Source organism: Phenylobacterium sp. (assembly GCF_036677185.1).
Classification (GTDB): Bacteria; Pseudomonadota; Alphaproteobacteria; order Caulobacterales; family Caulobacteraceae; genus Phenylobacterium.
The window spans coordinates 87309-105101 of sequence record NZ_JAKFEN010000021.1 but is presented as its reverse complement, the minus strand read 5'-3'; the positions used below and the strand labels follow the sequence as shown (position 1 = coordinate 105101).

Here is a 17793-nt window from a genome sequence, read left to right as displayed (position 1 = left end):
CGAGCTCGCGCGTCGGTGTATTTCAGCGGGTGATCAAGGACGCCCCTCACGATGATTCGCTGGACTCACCTCGATACGACGACCGTCCCCGACGACGGCGGCGAACTGCGGCTCATGCAGCGCGGCGCCGAGTTCTCGATCATGTCGAGTGGCATCGAGCTGATGAACAGCCGGCTCAGCGGGTCCGAAAAGGCCTTGGCCACCCTGGCCTGCGAACGCCTCCGCGATCGGCCGAAGTCCCACCTGCTGATCGGCGGCTTCGGCATGGGATTCACCCTGCGTGCGGCACTGGAAAACCTGGGTCCGGAGGCGCGGGTCACGGTGGCCGAGCTGGTTCCGGCGGTGATCGCCTGGGCCCGTGGACCAATGGCCCACATCTCCGGCGAATGCCTGCGGGACCCGCGGCTGACGATCCGCGAGGGCGATGTCGGCGCCCTGATCGGATCGGGCCAGGCGAGCTACGACGCCATCCTGCTCGACGTCGACAACGGCCCCGAGGGCCTGAGCCGCAAGGCCAATGACCGGCTCTATGACCCGGCCGGGCTGACCGCCGCCCGTCGGGCCTTGCGGCCAGGCGGCGTGTTGGCCGTCTGGTCGTCGGCGCCGAACGCGGCCTTCACCCAGCGGCTCCGCCGGGCGGGTTTCGCGGTCGAGGAGGTGCGCGTCCGGGCCACCGGTGGGACCCGCGGCGCGCGCCACGTCATCTGGCTGGCCACGGCGCCGGGCGGCTGACCCACGACAGACGTCGCGCTTGGGCCGCGCCGCGCGTAGGATGGGCCATGGCATACAGGATTTCGGCCCGCCATCCCGGCCGCGTGGTGACATACACGGTCGATACGGAAGAGGCGGCCCTCGCCAAGTGGGAGGAGCTGACCGCTGATGGCGTGCCCTTCGAGATGACCGATTCCGCCGGGGCCATCGTCGACGACATCGACCTCGAGGACCGCATCGACGCGCGCGGCGAGCCCGAGGCCTGAACGCCGGCCCGCCAAGGCAGAATCTGCCCCGAACTGAGGGGCGCGACGGCTGTCTTTGCAAATTTCTCCGCATGGGGTCGTGATAGGCCAGCGGGGTCGCAAGGGAACCGCCGTCCATGTCTCGCGCCAGTCTGAAGACCGCGCCTACCGCCGACCGCACGGTCGAGCATCTGAACCGGCTGGACGAGCGGCTGCGCTGGCTGTCGACCTGGACGATCCACAACGCCAACCACCTGAGGAACAGCAGAGACGGGCTGAAGGTGGGTGGCCACCAGGCCTCCTGCGCCTCGATGACCACCATCCTGGCGACGCTTTATTTCCATGCCCTGCGACCGCAGGACCGGGTGGCGGTGAAGCCGCACGCCAGCCCGGTGTTCCACGCGATCCAATACCTGCTGGGCCGCCAGTCCCGCGACCAGCTGGAGCGGTTCCGCGCCTATGGCGGCGCCCAGTCCTATCCCTCGCGGACCAAGGACCATGACGATGTCGACTTCTCCACGGGCTCGGTCGGCCTCGGCGTGGCGGTCACCGCCTTCGCCTCCCTGACCCAGGACTATCTGAAGGCCCACGGCTGGCTGGACCCGGCGCGCGAGGGCCGAATGGTGGCGACCCTGGGCGACGCCGAGCTGGACGAGGGCAATATCTACGAGTGCCTGATCGAGGCCTATAAGCACGACATCAAGAACGCCTGGTGGATCGTCGACTACAACCGCCAGAGCCTGGACGCGACCACCGCCGACCGCATGTTCGACCGGTTCGACGACATCTTCGCCACCTTCGGCTGGCGGGTGCTGAACCTCAAGCACGGCAAGGCCCAGCTCGCCGCCTTCGCCCGGCCGGGCGGGGAGCACCTGCGGACCTGGATCGACGCCTGTCCCAACGCCGACTATGCGGCGCTGACCTACCAGGGCGACTGGCGCGAGCGGCTGATGCGCGACATCGGCGAGCGGCCTCACGTGAAGGCGCTGCTGGACAGCTATGACGAGCCGGGGCTGGCGGCCCTGATGACCGGCCTGGGAGGTCACTGCGTCGAGACCCTGCTGGAGGCCTATGCGCAGGCCTCGGCCGATGACACGCCCACCCTGTTCATCGCCTACACCATCAAGGGCTTCGGCCTGCCCCTGGCCGGCCACAAGGACAACCATGCCGGCCTGATGACCCCCAACCAGGTGGAGGCCCTGCGTCAGGCCCTGGGCGTGCCGGAAGGCGAGGAATGGGAGCCCTATGCCGGTGTGCCGACGCAGGAGGCCGACGCGCTTCGCGCCTTCGTCGAGGCCTCGCCCTTCGCCCAGCCCGCTGACCGGAGGCCGGTCGCGCCGGTCGTCCCCATTCCCACCCGGTCCGAGTTCCCGTCGCCGGACGGCAAGGAGCAGTCGACCCAGGCCGCCTTCGGGCGGATCCTGCTGGACCTGTCGAAGCTGGATCATCCCATCGCCGGCCGGCTGGTGACCACCTCGCCCGACGTGACGGTCTCGACCAATCTCGGCGGCTTCGTGAACCACCGTGGCCTGTTCCGCCGCCGTGAGACCCGCGACGTGTTCCGCGACGCCAAGATCCCCTCGACCCAGAAATGGATCGGCGGGCGCGCGGGCCAGCATATCGAGCTGGGCATCGCCGAGAACAACCTGTTCCTCAACCTGGCGGCGCTTGGCCTGGCGGGCGCGATCTGGGGCGAGCGGCTGCTGCCCATCGGCACGGTCTATGACCCGTTCATCGCCCGCGGCCTCGATGCGCTCAACTATGCCTGCTACCAAGACGCCCGCTTCATGCTGGTGGCCACGCCCTCCGGCTTGACCCTCGGTCCCGAGGGCGGGGCGCACCAGTCGATCCACTCCCCGGTGATCGGCATCGGCCAGCCCAAGCTCACCTATTTCGAACCGGCCTTCGTCGACGAACTGGCCGAGGTCATGCGCTGGTCCTTCGAGCACATGCAGGCCGATGACGGCGGCTCTGTCTATCTGCGCCTGACCACGCGGTCCTTCCCGCAGGTCGAGCGCCAGGACGACGCCTGGCGCGACGAGGCGCTCAAGGGCGCCTACTGGCTGCGCAAGCCGGGCGCGGACGCCGAGGCCGCCATCGTCTTCTGCGGCGCGGTGGCCCCCGAGGTGCTGGAGGCCGCCGACCAACTGGCCGAGGACTTCGGCGGGATCGGGGTGCTGAACGTGGTCTCGCCGGGCCTGCTGCACCGTGACTGGATGGGCTCGCAGCGCGCCCGTTGGGGCGGCGAGGCGCCGCGCCGGAGCCATGCGGCCAAGCTGCTCGCCGAACTCGCCCCCGGCGCGGGCCTGGTCACGGTGATCGATGGTTCTCCCGGCGCGCTCTCCTGGCTGGGCGGGGTGCTGGGCCAGCGAGTCAGTCCGCTCGGCCTGGATGAGTTTGGCCAGGTGGGCGACCTCACCGACCTCTACCGCCGCTACCGCCTGGACGCCCAGGCCATCGTCGAGGCCTGCGCCGGCCTGTTCCTCCACGACGCATGAGGACGCTCATCGTCCTCATGGGGGTGGCCGGCAGCGGCAAGTCCACCATCGGCCGGGCGGCGGCCGAGCGTTTGGGCTTGCCGTTCGTTGAGGCCGACGATTTTCACCTCGAGGCCAATCGCGAGAAGATGGCCGCGGGCCAGCCGCTTACCGATGCGGACCGCCGGCCGTGGATCGAGGCCCTCACGGCGGCCCTGGCGGGGTCCGATGGGTCAATGATGATCCTCGCCTGCTCGGCGCTCACCCCTAGCGTGCGTGCCTGGCTGGAGGCGGGGTTCGACGGCGCCGTGCGCTACATCCTGCTGTCCGGCGAGCCCGAGCTGATCGGCGCGCGCCTGGCCGGCCGCCATGGCCACTTCGCCGGGAAAAGCCTGCTGGCGAGCCAGTTTGCGGCCCTGACGCCGCCCGACGACGCCTGGCTGGTGGACGTCGCGCGCCCAGTCGAAACGGTGGTGGACGAGGTCTGCGCGCGGATCGTGGAATTCGCGCCACATTAGAAATTTGAAATGTCAGGCAACCTTGGCGTAACCCCTCGACGCTACTATGTGGGGCTCTGCCCAAGGATTTTTGACGCGGGGAGGCGTCAATTCTGTCTCGGGCTCCGTAGCTAAGACTGAAAATCCCCGGAGTCCTCCCCGTGTTCCGAAACCTCGTCCTCGCAAGCCTGTTGGTCCTGGCCGCCGCCTGCAGCCAGCCCGCTCGCAATGTTCCGCTCACCCAGGTCGCCGCCGCCGCGCCGAGCGCCGCCCAGGTGGTCCAGGACGTTCGCGGCATCGTCGAACCCTGCGAACAGGCCATGAACCGGGCCGGCGGTCATATCGATCAGTTGGCGGTCTCCGCCTCGCCCCAGGCTGGCGCTCGCGCCGCGGTGGGCGCGACCAAGGCCGCCTGCCTCACCGCGTTCGGCGCGCTGCAGAAGACCCACGCGCCCGGCGCCGTCCGCGACGCCTGCCTGAGCGCGGTCTATACGCGCGAGACCCTGGCCGACACCGCCATCCAGATGTTGGACGGCAAGGCCGGCGCGCTCGCCGTCACCACCCTGCGCTACAAGGCCGACGACCAGAGCGCCGCCAGTCAGGCCTGCGCTTCGGCCCTGGCGAGCCTTGGCGGTCGTGAGTTCGCCATGGTGGCTACTCCGCGGCAGCCCTGACTCCGGCCGGCATGCGTGAGCGGTGATAGGGCCGGTCGCCCAGCACCGTGGCGCGGTTCATGATACGGCGGTGGGGCAGGTAGTCGTTGACCGCATAGTGTTGGGTCACCCGGTTGTCCCAGAACGCCACCGCGTTCTCGCTCCAGCGCCAGCGAACCAGGAATTCCGGCTTCTGGATGTGCTCGAATAGCATGTTGAGGATGGCGTCGCTTTCCTTGCGGCGCAGGCCCTTGATGCGGTCGGTGAAGCCGAAATTGACGAACAGCCCGTCCTCGCCGGTCTCCGGATGGGTGCGGATCACCGGGTGCAGCACCGGCGGGTGCTCGGCCAGCGCCTTGGCGTGCCTGTCTTCGCCCGCGCCCTTGGCGACGATCCCCCGCTGCGGGAAGCCGCGGGCGAAGTCGTGGACCGCGTCCAGGCCGGACAGAAACTCCCGGAACGTGGGCGACAGGGCCTCATAGGCCGCCTTCATGTTCGACCAGATGGTGTCGCCCCCCGAGGGCGGCAGATGCTTGGCGTAGAGGATCGAGGCCATGGGCGGGGTCTCGATGAAGGTGACGTCGGTGTGCCAGCTGTCGTTGTCGGTCGGGTTGTCCTTGTGGTTGTCCAGGATGAACAGCTCCGGAGCCTCGGGCACGCCCGGATAGAGCGGATGGGTGTGCAGAGCCCCGAACCGGGCGGCGAAGTCCCGGTGCTGGACCGGGCTCATCTGCTGGCCCTCGAAGAAGATCACCTGGTGCTTCAGCAGGGCGCCGCGGATCTCGGCGAGCTGTTCGTCGTCCAGGCGTTGGGCGAGGTCGCAGCCTTCGATCACGGCCCCGATGGTAGGCGTCAGCGGCTTGATGGCGAACTTGGGCATGGTCTTGGCTCCGAGAGGCTCCGCCATCTAAGCCCCTCAGGTCTGGCGGGCCAAGGGCGGGCTTGATCTGCTCGGCGCAGCCGCCATCCCTCGGGTTCAACGAGGTCAAGGAAACCCCGGATGTCTTCAAGCTCCCTGCGCGGCGCGCTCGCCGCGGCGTATTCGCGCTCACCGCCTGGACCGCGCCCGCGAGCGCCGCGCCCGTCCACCAGCTACGGATCTACGCTGTCGCCGCGGGGCAGGAGGCCGCCTTCCACGCCCGGGTCCGAGACCACGCGGCCCGCATCATGAAACGCCATGACTTCAAGATCCAGGCCATGTGGGAGGCCAAGGCGGGATCCAAGACCGAGTTCGTCTACCTGCTCGAGTGGCCCGACCGCGAGGTCATGGCCGAGCGTTGGGCCGGGTTCATGGCCGACAAGGAATGGTCGGACATCAAGGCCAAGAGCCGCGAGGAGCATGGTCCGGTGATGGGCGCGATCCAGACCGGACCCTGATCATGACGCCCTATTCGCCGAACCTGCGCCTACCCGGACCGGCACAGGCTCACCCTGGCGATTTCGGGGATTCCTAACAAAACGATGCGGTGAGCTCTCCGTGCCCATCTTCGTGTCTAGCTACGAGCAAAGGCAAGGAGAGGCCCGATATCGTGCATGTCCGCTGCCCGAAGCGCCGCCACATACAGGCGGCGGGTTTCCGCCGCCTCGACGAGAATTGCTCTCCCCCACGTAAAGCGCTCTTGGCCGAGCTGCACGGCAAGCAGGTCCGAAGCGAGCCGGGAAAGACGACCATTCCCGTTTGGGAAGGGATGAATCACCACCAGCCGGTGGTGGAACCGCACGGCGATCTCATCTGGCGGAAAGGTTTGATTTTCGGCCCAGTAGCGCACGTCATCGAGAAGTTGGCGCAATTCGGCTTCGATAAGCCAGTAATCCACGCCAATGCGTCGATTCACTTCACCGCTGAATGCGCCGGCCCAGCGCCAGACCTTGCCCAGCATGCGCTTGTGCAGCGAGACCAGGAGGCCGTGATCGAGGACGTCGCGCTTGCGACGAAAAGCCCATGTGTCGGCTTCCAGGATATTGAGTTGCTCCGCCTCGTTCAGCTCCGCCCGGTTGGTGATGTAGGTCGGAATTAGCCCCTCACGTTCAGCCGGCGTCAGTGGGGTTGCCGCGCCATCCCCTTGCGCGTCTGCGAGCCAGTCGGTCATCGTTGGTCCCAAAGGCGACGCGGCGCATGGAGCAGTTCGTTGACCAGGCTCGTGCGGGCCGCGGCGAGATCCCGTGGATCAAGGGCCTGATCCTCAAGGCGCATCGAGTGGTGCGCGCGGGCGATCTGCTCGTCGGCGATCCGCGCCGCTCGATCACGAAGAAGGTCGTCGATGGGCTCGTTGGGCACGAGGGCGTAGACAAGGGTGCAGTCAAGCGCCTCGGCGGCTTGCCGCAATGATTTGAGGGTGATCGCGTCATTGGCTTCGGCCTGTTCCAGCGCGGTGATGCGGGATTGAACGACACCAAGCCGCGCAGCCATTTGCACCGCTGTCATCCCGAAGGCGTCTCGTATGGCGCGCACCCAGCCCTTCGGGGGACGGGCCGCGTCGATGCCCCTCCAGGCGCTCAGGCGGCGCTCAAGGTGCTTGCGTGCTAGGACGGATCGGTCAGCTTGAGTTCCCATGAATTAAAAATCATTTATATGTGATATATTGTCAAGTATAATATCATAGGTAGGTGATATTTTCAGATTGATTCACTATACATTAGTGATGAGAAAAGCATCTGGTATACACTTATAGGTGATATTTTATAAGAAGAAATATCACCTATAAGTAGACAGAAGCTGTGGTGTCGCTCGCTGCAAGGCGGAGTTGGACATCTGCGAGTGACGCGCCCGAACCCGTAGACCTACGGTGTCTGAAAAGGCGCGAAACAAGGCCACCCTGTGGACCGTTTAGGTCACAATCGGTGGTATCGCCTTGCCCCTCCTGAAGGTGAACGTGACTGCGGAGGTCGCCAGGGCGGTCGACGCGAGCGCGCGAATTGACGGAGGCCGCGCGGGTTTCCTCCGCCGCCTCGTCGAGGAGGCCGTGGCAGGGAGGCCGCCGCCGCCGCCGGCAAGGCCGGCCACCTCACGGCCGCCCGACGACCGGACGGTCAAGGTGCGGACTTACCTAACGCCCTCGGACGCCGCCTGGATTGAGGAGGAGGCCTTCGCCATGGGCCTGCATCGCTCAAGCTGGATCGCCGCCGTGGTGCATCGACGAGCCTCAGGCGGCCCGCGTTTTTCTCGCGAGGGCGAACTCTCGATCATCAGGAGCCACTCCGAGCTGCGGCGGATAGGCGTCACCCTGTCTCAAATTGCGCGGCAGTTGGAAGAACTCGGATCAGCACAGGCGAGCGATCAGGCCGCCCGGGTCGAGCGACTGGCGCAGGAGGTTCGCGATCACATGAGCGGTCTGCGAGCAGGTCTCGAAGGTAATCTGGCCTATTGGCAGGGGAGAGAATGACCGAAATCCGTCCGATCCGCGGGTTTGAGGACATCTGGCGTCCGGTCGCCAACCATCGGGCTTTCGCCAAGGACGCGATCATTGCGACGGGATCGCCGATCGCCACCAAGGCGAGGCTTGCGCGCATCGTCGTGCGCGCGCCTGAAGTCGTGGTGAAGGTGACCGGCGCCACGCGCGGCGCAAAAGGGTTGAAGGCTCATCTGGACTATATCTCCCGTCGAGGCGACCTGCCGCTGGAGGGGCGGGGCGGCGAGGTCCTGGTGAGCCGCCAGGCGCAGCAGGAGCTGGCGGCGGACTGGGCTTGGGGGGCTGATGTCGATGGTCGGCGGCAGGAGCGCACGCCGCTCTCGCGTTCTCTCGTCGTCTCGATGCCTGAAGGTGTGAGCCCAGACGAGGTCTTCGCCGCCGCTCGCGAGTTTGTCGCAGCCTCCTTCGGGCAGAAGTTTGACTACGTCTTGGCTCCGCATCTCGATGTGGGCCACCCGCACGTCCACGTGGCCGTCCGCGCCCTCGGCGATTCGGGAGAGCGGTTGAACCCGTCCAAGGCGGACCTGGATCAATGGCGACAGACCTTCGCCGAGGCTCTGAGAGTCCGCGGCGTCGAGGCCGAGGCCACGCCGCGGCGGGCGCGGGGCGTGGTCATCAAGTCCGAACGGACGACGGTGCGCATGATGCGTGAGCGCCATGAGCTGGGGCTCGGCGACGAACCCAGGGTCCTGGCCGCCGCGCGCGAACAGGCGGCAAGGGCGGCGTCCGAGCCCCCGCACGATGCTGACCCCTGGAATGTCCAACTGCGGGAACGCTGGATGACCACGCGAGCGGCCTATGGGCTGGCGGCGAAACTTTTGGCCAAGTCCCCAGATCCCGCCGATCAGGCGCTGTCGCTGAAGGTGGCGAGCTTCGCGCTATCCATGCCGGCGCCGGAGAACCGTTTCCACCTGTTGGCGAAGGAGCTTCGCGAAGCCCGCGCCAGAGGCCCCGCCAATCGTGAACACCAGATCGCCCGCGATGAGGGACATGAGCGCTGAGGGGAGGGCGAAGGCCTGGAGCGTCGTTGGAACGCAGCCTGCGAGCTGACATGGACAGCTCAATCGCTGCTTAATCCAACGGCGTCCCAAGGGATTGGGCGAAGGCGGAATGATCAATGCGATCTTCGGCCAGGTTGTCTTCGGTCTGCTCAAGGCGGGAAGGCGGATTGACCATCCCTAGCGGTCGGGCCGGTATGGACGGTGGGGGCAGGACGCGACGGCGAAACGCGTTGGCGCTGTAGTAACGCAGCTTGCGGGCGCGGACCGGCGGCATGCCCGCGCGAAGGATGAGCGCCTGCTTGTCGGGAAGCGTGATCAGCTCCTGCGGCAGCATCAGGGCCCGACGCGCCGTGGACTCGGTGACGGTGCGTCGGCCCGCGGCTAGGCCTAACGGGCGCGATCGAGACGAGCTTTTCAGATCATAGTAGCCGAGGCGTTCGCTCAAGGCCCGAGCGACTTCGATTTCCTTTGGCGCGAAGAGAATCTCGACGCCGCAGTTTCCAATGATCTCGTCGGCGAGATCGCGCCCGTGAGCGCCGCGTAGCTGAGAGGGGCTTTGCAGAACCGCCAGAAGCCGGATTCCGTAGCCTGCCAGGAAAGAGAAGCCGTGGGCGATGACGCCCGTGTGCCCTAGGCGCGCGAACTCGTCGAGCAGGACAAGCACTTGCGGACGTCCTTCCCCGCTTACCGGAACGGATCGGGTGTTGAGGTCCACAAAAAGCTGAAGCAGGAGATTATAGAGCGGCGCCACACGGACGAGATTGTCCGGCGTCGTCGCGAGGTAGAGCGAGGTCGGCCCGGTCCTCATTTGACACAGATCGAAATCCGAAACGGAGGTGGCCTGATCCACGCGCGGGTTCAGCCAGAGCCCGAGGCGTGCCGTTGCGGTCTGCTTGACTGAGGTGAAGGTCTTCTCGCTTGCGCCGCAGAAGTCCGAGAGCGCGCTGACGCAGCCCGATGAGAGTGGGTGTTCGCTCCGCGAGCGCGCCTCTATCTCCCGTGGGAAGCGTGTTCGTGGGTCGTCATTGGTCAGGTTGCGGTAGATCTCCCCGAACGTGAACGGGAGCCCTTCGGTCTCGGCGATGTAGGCGCCCACGCCGATAAAGGCTGTTCGCGCGGCCTCCGACCAGAACGGATCGGCCCGCTCGGTCACAGGAAACAGCATGGCCGCGATCTTTTGCAGTTCATCAAGCACGGCGATGGGATCCTGACGCGGAATATGGGCCAACGGGTTGAACCGGGCGGTGGCGCCGTCCGGGGCTAGCGGATCAAACAGCAGCACCTCCTGGCCGTGGGCCGCGCGGAAGCCGGCGCTGGCGACCCAGTTCTCGCGCTTGACGTCGAGAACGATGACGCTGTCAGCCCAGGTCAGGAGATTGGGGATCACGACGCCTACGCCCTTGCGGGTGGTCGTCGGCCACAACATTCGGCGCGAGCGTGAGAGGCTAGGTTTGCCTCAGGATGAGCTTGCGCACCGCGCTGGGATCCACGTGACCTACCTGTCTGGCGTCGAGAATGGACACCGAAACATCACGCTGAACGTCCTTGAGAAGATCGCGCATGCGCTCGGCGTGACGGAGGTCGCGCTCGTCAATCGCTAGCGGCCGCTTGGGCGTTCTGCTGCCTCCATGCGGGGAGTCGAACCGTCGGCTTGGGGCTCAACCGAGACTTTGGAAAGGTCCGCTTTCCGGCAGAGCTCGTTCTTGCAAGCTCCCAAGAAGCGGACCCGCCGGGCGATGTTCAGCCGCGCCCACGGATCGCGCAGCTGACCCCATCTAGATCGCCAACCGAGGTTTGGGGATGGCCGTAAGGAGCATCGTGGCCCCTCCCAGGCTGGCGGCGCAGAGGATCAGCGCCAGCCGGTAGTCCCCGGTAAAGTCGAAGAGGTAACCGGTGACTGTTGGGCCCAGGGACGCACCCACAAGGAATATGGCGTAGAGCGCGCCATAGGCCGCGCCGTATCGCCTGAGGGGAAAGTGGCGGGCGGCGAGGTAGGCCATGAGGTCGATCTCGGCGCCGACCCCGAGGCCGGCGGCGATGGCTGCGGCCAGGGCCAGGTCGGCGCCGCCGATCAACAACAGAAGCATGGCCACCGCCACCGACAGGAACAGGACCGCGGCGAGGGCCTCGGCGCGAACGCGATCGAGAAGGAAGCCCGCGACGATCCGACCGACGATCACAGCCGCTCCGATCGTCCCGGCCAGCGCGCCGGCGCGCGCCGGGGTCATGCCGGCGTCGGTGAGCATCGGCACGAAGTGGATGATCACGGTCATGATCGCTGACGCGGCGAGGAAAAAGATGGCCGAGAGCACGAGGAAGGCCCGGTCGCGGAGGAGGGGTGTCTCTCTGCCCGACGACAGGTCGGCCGGTTGGTGCGCCAGGGGCGCGGCGGCGGACGGACCGACGCTGAGACGTGCAACCAAGACGAGCGTTAGGACGACAACGAGGCCCGCGGCGACGACCGCCGCGAGGATCATGTAGCCGCCGCGCCATCCAAGCTCGAGGATGTAGGGCGTGAGGAACATGGGAACGAGGGCCGCGCCGACACCGCTGCCGGATATGGCGAGACCGAGGGCCAGTCCGCGGTGCGCCCGAAAGGCGCCCACCACGGCCCGCGTGAAAGGCAGAGGGGTCGTGCCGGCGCCTAAGAGCGCCAGCAGTCCCATGAGCAGCAAGTAGGACGTGAATCCCTGCGTCGCGAAGGCGATGAGAAACAAGCCGGCGGACAGTCCAGCCATCGAAGGCAGGACGACGTTCCAGGTTCCATAGCGGTCGACCAGGCGGCCGACCAAGGGGGCCAGCAGGGCGGTAAGGACCGTAGTCAGCAACGGGCCGAGCCCGACGTCTCCGCGACCCCAACCGAACTCCTCGGCGATCGGCTTCATGAAGAGCCCGGTGGAATAGAAGAAGGTGCTGCTGAGTCCTGCGGCGATGCCCACGAAGGCGACGAGCACAACCGACCAGCCCGCGCCGAACTCATGGCGCGCCGCGGAGGGTGCGGCGGTTCGCAGGTGCGGCGGCGTGGGGGAGCGCGCGGAACTGATGGTCATGAGGCCTCGATAGGCAGGGCGAGCCGGGAGCGCGCGAAAGGTAGAATCGACATAAGCTGATAATATCGATATTTACGATGTACAACGATATATTGTGATTGGCGCAAGACCCGCGCGGTTGAACGGCGTGTCCAGAGAGAGGGAAGCCCTCTCTGCCCCGCAGCACGTGCTCGATCAGGGGAATGTCGGCGGGACGCCGGCGATCGCGGCGTCCACCTCAGAGTCAGTCGGTGAGCACCGCCGACCCAAGCGCCGCTCCGGCGCCGTAGATCATGTTAAGCGTAATGGAGTTGTGCGCCGCCAAGCGCGCGCAGGCTGCGTCGGCGTCTCGACTGAGGGCGAGCTCGGCCAGCTCCCGGTGTTCGTCATAGACGTTCGGGCTCACATCCCGCACCCGAAGCATGAGGTTGCGATATCGCTGCGCCTGATCGTGCAATTCGTTGTTGAGGGCGATGAGCCTCGACGACCCGCAGGCGGCGATGAGGGCGGTATGGAAGTCGCGGTTAAGGTCCTCGAAGGCCGCGACGCGGGCCTCGATCGTATCTGGCGGCGAGCGCGAAAAGTGCTTCTGCCGCTGAAGCGCCGCGGCGATCCCGGCCTCCCAGTCAGCGCCTCCGGCGGCGATGGCGTCACGCAGCGCGCCGGTCTCTATGACCGTGCGCGCCGCGATCAGGTCGCGCAGATCGGCCTCGCTGACTGCGGCGACCCGGAAACCCCGTTGGACCATCCCGACGACCATGCCCCGGCCCGCGAGGCCGGTGAGCGCCTCTCTGACCGGGGTCGGGCCAATGCCTAGCCGCGCTGACAAGGCCTTGATCGCCAGGCGCGAACCCGGCGCGAGCTCGCCCCGGATGATGGCGGAGGATATGCCTTCGGCGGCTCTCGTGGAGAGGGTCTGAGGCTCGGTATCGTCAGCGGTGTCGGACATGAGGCCTTATGGACGCCGGTAGCTGTCGCGGGGCCCAGCCCGCCCGTTCCTGCGCCGGTACTGGCTATCCATATTCGGGATCATTGTCGATATTCCGGCGGCTAGCAGCAGCGGAACCCGCCTTGGTCGCCACGGTATCTGGCGTCCTGCCGATCTCGGAAGAACTCGGCGGAGGTCATGGGCGGCGCGTTTGGGTGGCTCCGGGCGACATGGGCGCAATAGGCCTGGTAGTCCGGGACCCCGACCATGAGGCGCGCGCCCTCGCACACGCATCGTGCGAAGGCTCGAAACGGAGAGGGCGTGTTGCTCATCGCAGTTCGGTCCGCATCATTGGGGTTCCGCCCAACTCTTGGGGCGGTGTGCGAAGGGCGCGTCTGCAACTTGCCGTTCCGCAAGCGAGCATCGCGAGGACCACGCCCATGAAGAGGGCGCAAAGGGCGGCGTCGATCCGGTCATTCATGATGATCGCACCCATCTCCTCGAGGCTCTGGGCGGGCGCGAGAATCCGTCCCGCGCGGCGGGCGGCCGCGAACCGATCGGCGTGGGCGAGGAACCCCAAGGCGGGATCGGAAGAGAACAGCTTCAGCCAGCCCGCCGTCATGGTGCAGATGACAAGCCAGGCCGCCGGCAGCACCGTCACCCACGCATAACGCCGCCGCTTCATCTTGAAGAGCACCGCCGTGGCCAGGATCAGCGCCACCGCCGCCAGCATCTGATTGGCGATGCCGAACAGGGGCCAGAGGGTGTTCACCCCGCCCAGGGGATCGGTCACCCCCTGGTGAAGAAAGAACCCCCATGCGCCGACGCACAGCCCCGTGGCGATCAGGTTGTTCGTCCAGGACCGGGTGTCGCGGAAACGCGGCGCAAACACGCCCAGCAGGTCCTGCAGCATGAATCGGCCCGCCCGGGTTCCCGCATCCACCGCGGTCAGGATGAACAGGGCCTCGAATAGGATGGCGAAATGATACCAGAAGGCCATCGCCGTCGGGCCGCCGAGCACGTGAGAGAAGATCTGCGCCATGCCGACTGCCAGGGTCGGCGCACCCCCGGCCCTTGAGATGATCGTGCTCTCGCCGACCGCCGCCGTGATCGCCGAAAGGGATTGAGCGGTGACGGGAAAGCCCATTGCGGTCACCGCCGCGGCGGCGCTTTCCGGCGTGGTTCCGATCACCGCGGCGGGGCTGTTCATGGCGAAATAGACGCCGGGGTCCAGGATCGCGGCAGCGACCAAGGCCATGACCGCCACGAAGGACTCGGCCAGCATGGCGCCGAAACCGATGAAGCGGGCGTCGGCCTCACTGGACAGCAGCTTGGGTGTCGTGCCCGACGAGATCAGGGCGTGAAAGCCCGAGACCGCGCCACAGGCGATGGTGATGAACAGAAAGGGGAAGAGCGAGCCTGCCCAGACCGGACCGCCGCCGCCCGCGAACGAGGTAACCGCGGGCATCTTCAGCTCGGGCCGCATCAGGACGATCCCGATGGCCAGGGCCAGGATCGCGCCGATCTTCAGGAAGGTGGACAGATAGTCGCGGGGCGCAAGCAAGAGCCAGATCGGCAGGACGGCGGCGAGGAAGCCGTAGCCGATCAGGATCCAGCAGAGCTGGACCGCGGAGAGGGCGAATATCTCGGCGAGCATGGGCGAGGCGGCGACCCGCTGACCAAGGACGATCGCCAGGATCAGCATGAGAACGCCGAACACGGAGACCTCGGCGACGCGGCCTGGACGCAAGTAGCGCATGTACACGCCCATGATCAGCGCGATCGGCACGGTCGCGGCGACCGTGAAGGCGCCCCACGGACTCTGGGCGAGGGCTTTCACCACGATGAGCGCCAGCACCGCCAGGATGATCACCATGATCATGAACACCCCGACCAGGGCGATCACGCCGGCGACCGCGCCCATCTCCTCGCGGATCAGCTCTCCAAGCGAGCGGCCGCCGCGCCGGGTGGAGATGAACAGCACGATGAAGTCTTGCACCGCGCCCGCCAGGACCACGCCCGCCAGAATCCACAACAGTCCAGGCAGGTAGCCCATCTGCGCGGCGAGCACCGGACCGACCAGCGGACCGGCGCCGGCGATGGCCGCGAAGTGATGGCCGAAGAGCACGTTGCGATGGGTCGGCACATAGTCGAGCCCGTCGTTCTGCACGACCGCGGGGGTCGGACGGGCGGGGTCGAGACCGAGCACCCGCCTGGCGATGTAGAGGCTGTAATAGCGATAGGCGATCAGGTGGGTCGAGATCGCGGCGGCCAGGATCCACAGGGCGTTGATCTGCTCGCCGCGGCCCGCGGCGATGACCGCGAGGGCTCCCGCGCCGACGAACGCCAAGATCATCCAAACCCCATGGGCGCGTAGCATTTCCCGACCTCTTCATGATGCTCGACGAAGGGCTGCCCCGCCGGACTTGAGGCGCGAACCTACCGCCAGTTACGCTTCATAAAAACGGTAAAAGAAGAAAATATCGATTTTATGTTGACGCCGTCGGACGCTCCGGTCATTTACGGCGTATCGCGTCCCGCCGATCAGATCGGCTGAGCCGTCCCAACGCATAGTCGCCGCAGGACGTCGTGGGCACGCGTCGAAACATAACGAAGATCAGGGAAGTGATGTCCTCTCCCTGACACTGATTGGGGAAAGCCATGAACTGGAAGAGATCATCGCTTGTGGCGGGCGCTGCCATGTCGATACTTTCGGATGTCGCCTGGGCGCAGGATGAGAGCGCAGTTGTCGAGGAAGTCATCGTCACGGCGCAACGCCGGGCTGAAACCCTTCAGGATGTCCCGCTCGCGGTAAGCGCGGTGTCGGGGTCGGATCTGCAGAGGCGTGGCCTTGTCGACATGCGCGACGTCCTGGCCCTGACGCCGGGGGCGACCTTCACCTTCATCAACGCCGCTGAACCGGTGCTGTCGGTGCGGGGCATCTCCTCGGGCGGGGAGGGGGCGGCCTCGGATTCCGGCGTCCTGATGATGGTCGATGGCGAGGTCATCTCGCGCGACTTCCTGCGCGGCGCGCCGATGTTCGATGTCGAGCGGGTGGAGGTGCTTCGGGGACCGCAGGGCACCACATATGGCCGCAACGCGACGGGCGGGGTCTTGCACGTCATCAATCGCCGGCCGGCCGCATCGCCAAGCGGCGACGCGGCCCTGGAGATCGGCGACTTCGGCGCATTTACGCTGAACGCCGGCGGGGATCTTGTCCTGGACGACCAGACCTCCGCGCGCCTGGCGATCCACTACAACAGCCGCGATGGGTACAGCACCGACGTCGCCACGGGACGTGACGTGGACCACCGCCAGGCCCTGGCCGGCCGCCTGACCTTCGAACGGCGGTTCGGCGACGACGCCTCGACGACCCTTCGCCTGCACGCCAGCCGCGAGCGCCACGGCGACACCGGACCCTGGAAGTCCTACGACCCGACCCTGCCGCTGCTGGGACCGCCGTTCCGGCCAGACTATGTCGAGCCGAGCACCGATCCGTATCGGATCGTCACGACGCCGGGCGGCAGCTTCTTCGACCGCGACGTCTGGGGCCTGTCCAATGAGCTGATCCTGCCGTTCGGCTGGGCGAAGCTGACGTCGCTGACCGCCTTCCGACGTGGGGACAACCACTTCTTCCAGGGCTCGCCCATCGGCTTCAACATCGTCGATGTCAGGAACGCCGCCGACGTCTTCTCCCAGGAGCTGCGCCTCGACGGCGAGCTGCTGGGGGACCGGCTCTACTGGGTGGCCGGCGCCTTCTATCTCGAGGAGGACGTCGCCTTCGGTTATGACCGCGTCGGCTCGGCCAGCACGACCTTCGGACCGACGACGCAGAGCCTGCGCCAGACCAGCAGCGCCCGAGGCTACGGTCTCTTCGGGGAAGCGGTGTGGCGGATGACGCCTGCCCTCAAGCTGACCCTGGGCGGCCGGTTTTCCCGCGACGAGAAGGACTTCTGGGTCGACAACCGCGCCAACGGTCCGTTCGCCCCCTTCTTCGTGGAAGATCCGTCCCAGCCTCTGACCGCTTCCGTCAGCGACAGTTGGGAGCAGCCGACAGGACGCCTGTCGCTGGAATACCGGTTCAACGAGGACGTCATGGCCTATGGGACGGTGTCGCAGGGCTACAAATCCGGCGGGTTCAATCCGGAACCCTCGAACCTGATCGCCGCCACCACGTCGTTCGACGAGGAGAAGGTGACCAATTTCGAGGCGGGTGTCCGCACGCAACTCCTGGACGACCGCCTCCGGCTCAACGTGACGGCGTTCGACATGCGCTACACCGATATCCAGACGGGATCGTTCACCGCGGGCGGGGTGGAGGTCATCGCCAACATGGGCAAGGCCACGATCCGCGGCGTCGAGATCGAGGCCGTGGCGCGGCCCAATCGTTACGTGAACCTGTCGGCGGCCTACTCAGCCTACGACGGGACCTATGACGAGTTCGTCGACGAGGATGGAAACGATCTGTCCGGCGCCTCGCTCGCGAAGATGCCGGACTGGACCTTCTCGGCCTCGGCGGTCCTCACGAGCCCAACCATCGCCGACGCCGGCGCGGCTCAGCTCCGCATCGACTACGTGACCCGGAGCGACGTGGCCCACGACGCGCCGGCCGACGAGCGGTTCGGCATTCGTCCAGGCAAGGACCTGATCGACCTGCGGCTGGGCTGGATTCCCGACCAGGGGGACTGGGAAGCCGCGATCTTCGTTCGCAATGTCCTGGACGAGGCGGAGATCCAATACGTCGGACCGCAGGTGATCCTGTCACAGCGGCCGGTGATCTACGGGCCTCCGCGCACCTGGGGCGTCAGCCTCTCCTATCGCTTCGAATAGCCATCCGGCTCG

Annotated in this window: 18 protein-coding genes; 10 read left to right on the top strand and 8 right to left on the bottom strand. The window is 66.7% G+C overall.

Features of this window, described 5'->3' with window-relative positions; translation table 11 throughout:
• Nucleotides 1–51 precede the first annotated feature (51 nt).
• From V6M51_RS12490 to V6M51_RS12470, 5 genes are all read left to right on the top strand, one after another.
• Nucleotides 52–732 carry a spermidine synthase gene (locus tag V6M51_RS12490; protein WP_332767601.1) on the top strand — a complete coding sequence of 227 codons (681 nt, stop codon included), beginning with the start codon at nt 52–54 and terminating at the stop codon, nt 730–732.
• A 47-nt stretch (nt 733–779) separates the two neighbouring features.
• Nucleotides 780–977, top strand: coding sequence for a hypothetical protein (locus tag V6M51_RS12485; RefSeq protein ID WP_332767599.1), 198 nt, complete (start codon nt 780–782; stop codon nt 975–977).
• A gap of 116 nt (nt 978–1093) precedes the next feature.
• Entirely contained in the window at nt 1094–3454 is a 2361-nt protein-coding gene (locus tag V6M51_RS12480; protein WP_332767597.1) for a transketolase, read from the top strand.
• Nucleotides 3451–3951: a gluconokinase gene (locus V6M51_RS12475; protein ID WP_332767595.1), complete on the top strand. Its 501-nt coding sequence runs from the start codon at nt 3451–3453 to the stop codon at nt 3949–3951. The genes V6M51_RS12480 and V6M51_RS12475 overlap by 4 nt, the downstream gene beginning before the upstream one ends.
• Before the next feature lie 140 nt (nt 3952–4091).
• A complete protein-coding gene (locus V6M51_RS12470) occupies nt 4092–4604 on the top strand; it encodes a hypothetical protein (protein WP_332767593.1) in 513 nt (170 codons plus the stop codon).
• On the opposite strand, the gene tauD is transcribed toward V6M51_RS12470, so the two are convergent.
• The gene (gene tauD, locus V6M51_RS12465; RefSeq protein ID WP_332767592.1) at nt 4585–5490 is read right to left on the bottom strand and encodes a taurine dioxygenase; all 906 of its coding nucleotides are present in this window, start codon (nt 5488–5490) and stop codon (nt 4585–4587) included. The genes V6M51_RS12470 and tauD overlap by 20 nt on opposite strands.
• Nucleotides 5491–5525: 35 nt before the next feature.
• On the opposite strand from tauD, the gene V6M51_RS12460 reads away from it, so the two are divergent.
• Entirely contained in the window at nt 5526–5960 is a 435-nt protein-coding gene (locus tag V6M51_RS12460) for an NIPSNAP family protein (RefSeq protein WP_332767590.1), read from the top strand.
• A gap of 116 nt (nt 5961–6076) precedes the next feature.
• Here V6M51_RS12460 and V6M51_RS12455 read toward each other — a convergent pair whose 3' ends face one another.
• The gene (locus tag V6M51_RS12455; protein ID WP_332767588.1) at nt 6077–6673 is read right to left on the bottom strand and encodes a mobile mystery protein B; all 597 of its coding nucleotides are present in this window, start codon (nt 6671–6673) and stop codon (nt 6077–6079) included.
• Nucleotides 6670–7137 (bottom strand): mobile mystery protein A, encoded by a 468-nt coding sequence (locus V6M51_RS12450; RefSeq protein ID WP_332767587.1) that lies wholly within the window; start codon nt 7135–7137, stop codon nt 6670–6672. Before V6M51_RS12450 ends, V6M51_RS12455 begins: the two co-directional genes overlap by 4 nt.
• A 298-nt stretch (nt 7138–7435) precedes the next feature.
• Here V6M51_RS12450 and V6M51_RS12445 point away from each other — a divergent pair, with 298 nt between their 5' ends.
• Both V6M51_RS12445 and V6M51_RS12440 read left to right on the top strand, forming a co-directional pair.
• Complete coding sequence (locus V6M51_RS12445; RefSeq protein WP_332767585.1) at nt 7436–7966, top strand: hypothetical protein; 531 nt, start codon at nt 7436–7438, stop codon at nt 7964–7966.
• Nucleotides 7963–8994, top strand: coding sequence for a relaxase/mobilization nuclease domain-containing protein (locus V6M51_RS12440; RefSeq protein ID WP_332767583.1), 1032 nt, complete (start codon nt 7963–7965; stop codon nt 8992–8994). Before V6M51_RS12445 ends, V6M51_RS12440 begins: the two co-directional genes overlap by 4 nt.
• A gap of 70 nt (nt 8995–9064) precedes the next feature.
• Here the strand turns inward: V6M51_RS12440 and V6M51_RS12435 are convergent, their stop codons facing one another.
• On the bottom strand, nt 9065–10381 hold the full coding sequence (locus V6M51_RS12435; protein ID WP_332767581.1) for a type IV secretory system conjugative DNA transfer family protein: 1317 nt from the start codon (nt 10379–10381) through the stop codon (nt 9065–9067).
• Here V6M51_RS12435 and V6M51_RS12430 point away from each other — a divergent pair.
• Complete coding sequence (locus tag V6M51_RS12430; RefSeq protein WP_332767580.1) at nt 10344–10595, top strand: helix-turn-helix domain-containing protein; 252 nt, start codon at nt 10344–10346, stop codon at nt 10593–10595. The two genes, V6M51_RS12435 and V6M51_RS12430, sit on opposite strands and share 38 nt — an antisense overlap.
• A 174-nt stretch (nt 10596–10769) precedes the next feature.
• Here the strand turns inward: V6M51_RS12430 and V6M51_RS12425 are convergent, their stop codons facing one another.
• From V6M51_RS12425 to V6M51_RS12410, 4 genes are all read right to left on the bottom strand, one after another.
• Nucleotides 10770–12044, bottom strand: coding sequence for an MFS transporter (locus V6M51_RS12425; protein WP_332767579.1), 1275 nt, complete (start codon nt 12042–12044; stop codon nt 10770–10772).
• 223 nt (nt 12045–12267) lie between these two features.
• Nucleotides 12268–12972: a GntR family transcriptional regulator gene (locus tag V6M51_RS12420; RefSeq protein WP_332767577.1), complete on the bottom strand. Its 705-nt coding sequence runs from the start codon at nt 12970–12972 to the stop codon at nt 12268–12270.
• Between the two features lie 101 nt (nt 12973–13073).
• On the bottom strand, nt 13074–13283 hold the full coding sequence (locus V6M51_RS12415; protein WP_332767576.1) for a YbdD/YjiX family protein: 210 nt from the start codon (nt 13281–13283) through the stop codon (nt 13074–13076).
• Complete coding sequence (locus V6M51_RS12410; RefSeq protein WP_332767575.1) at nt 13280–15307, bottom strand: carbon starvation CstA family protein; 2028 nt, start codon at nt 15305–15307, stop codon at nt 13280–13282. The genes V6M51_RS12415 and V6M51_RS12410 overlap by 4 nt, the downstream gene beginning before the upstream one ends.
• A 344-nt stretch (nt 15308–15651) precedes the next feature.
• On the opposite strand from V6M51_RS12410, the gene V6M51_RS12405 reads away from it, so the two are divergent.
• Nucleotides 15652–17781, top strand: coding sequence for a TonB-dependent receptor (locus tag V6M51_RS12405; protein ID WP_332767573.1), 2130 nt, complete (start codon nt 15652–15654; stop codon nt 17779–17781).
• The last annotated feature ends 12 nt before the right edge of the window (nt 17782–17793 follow it).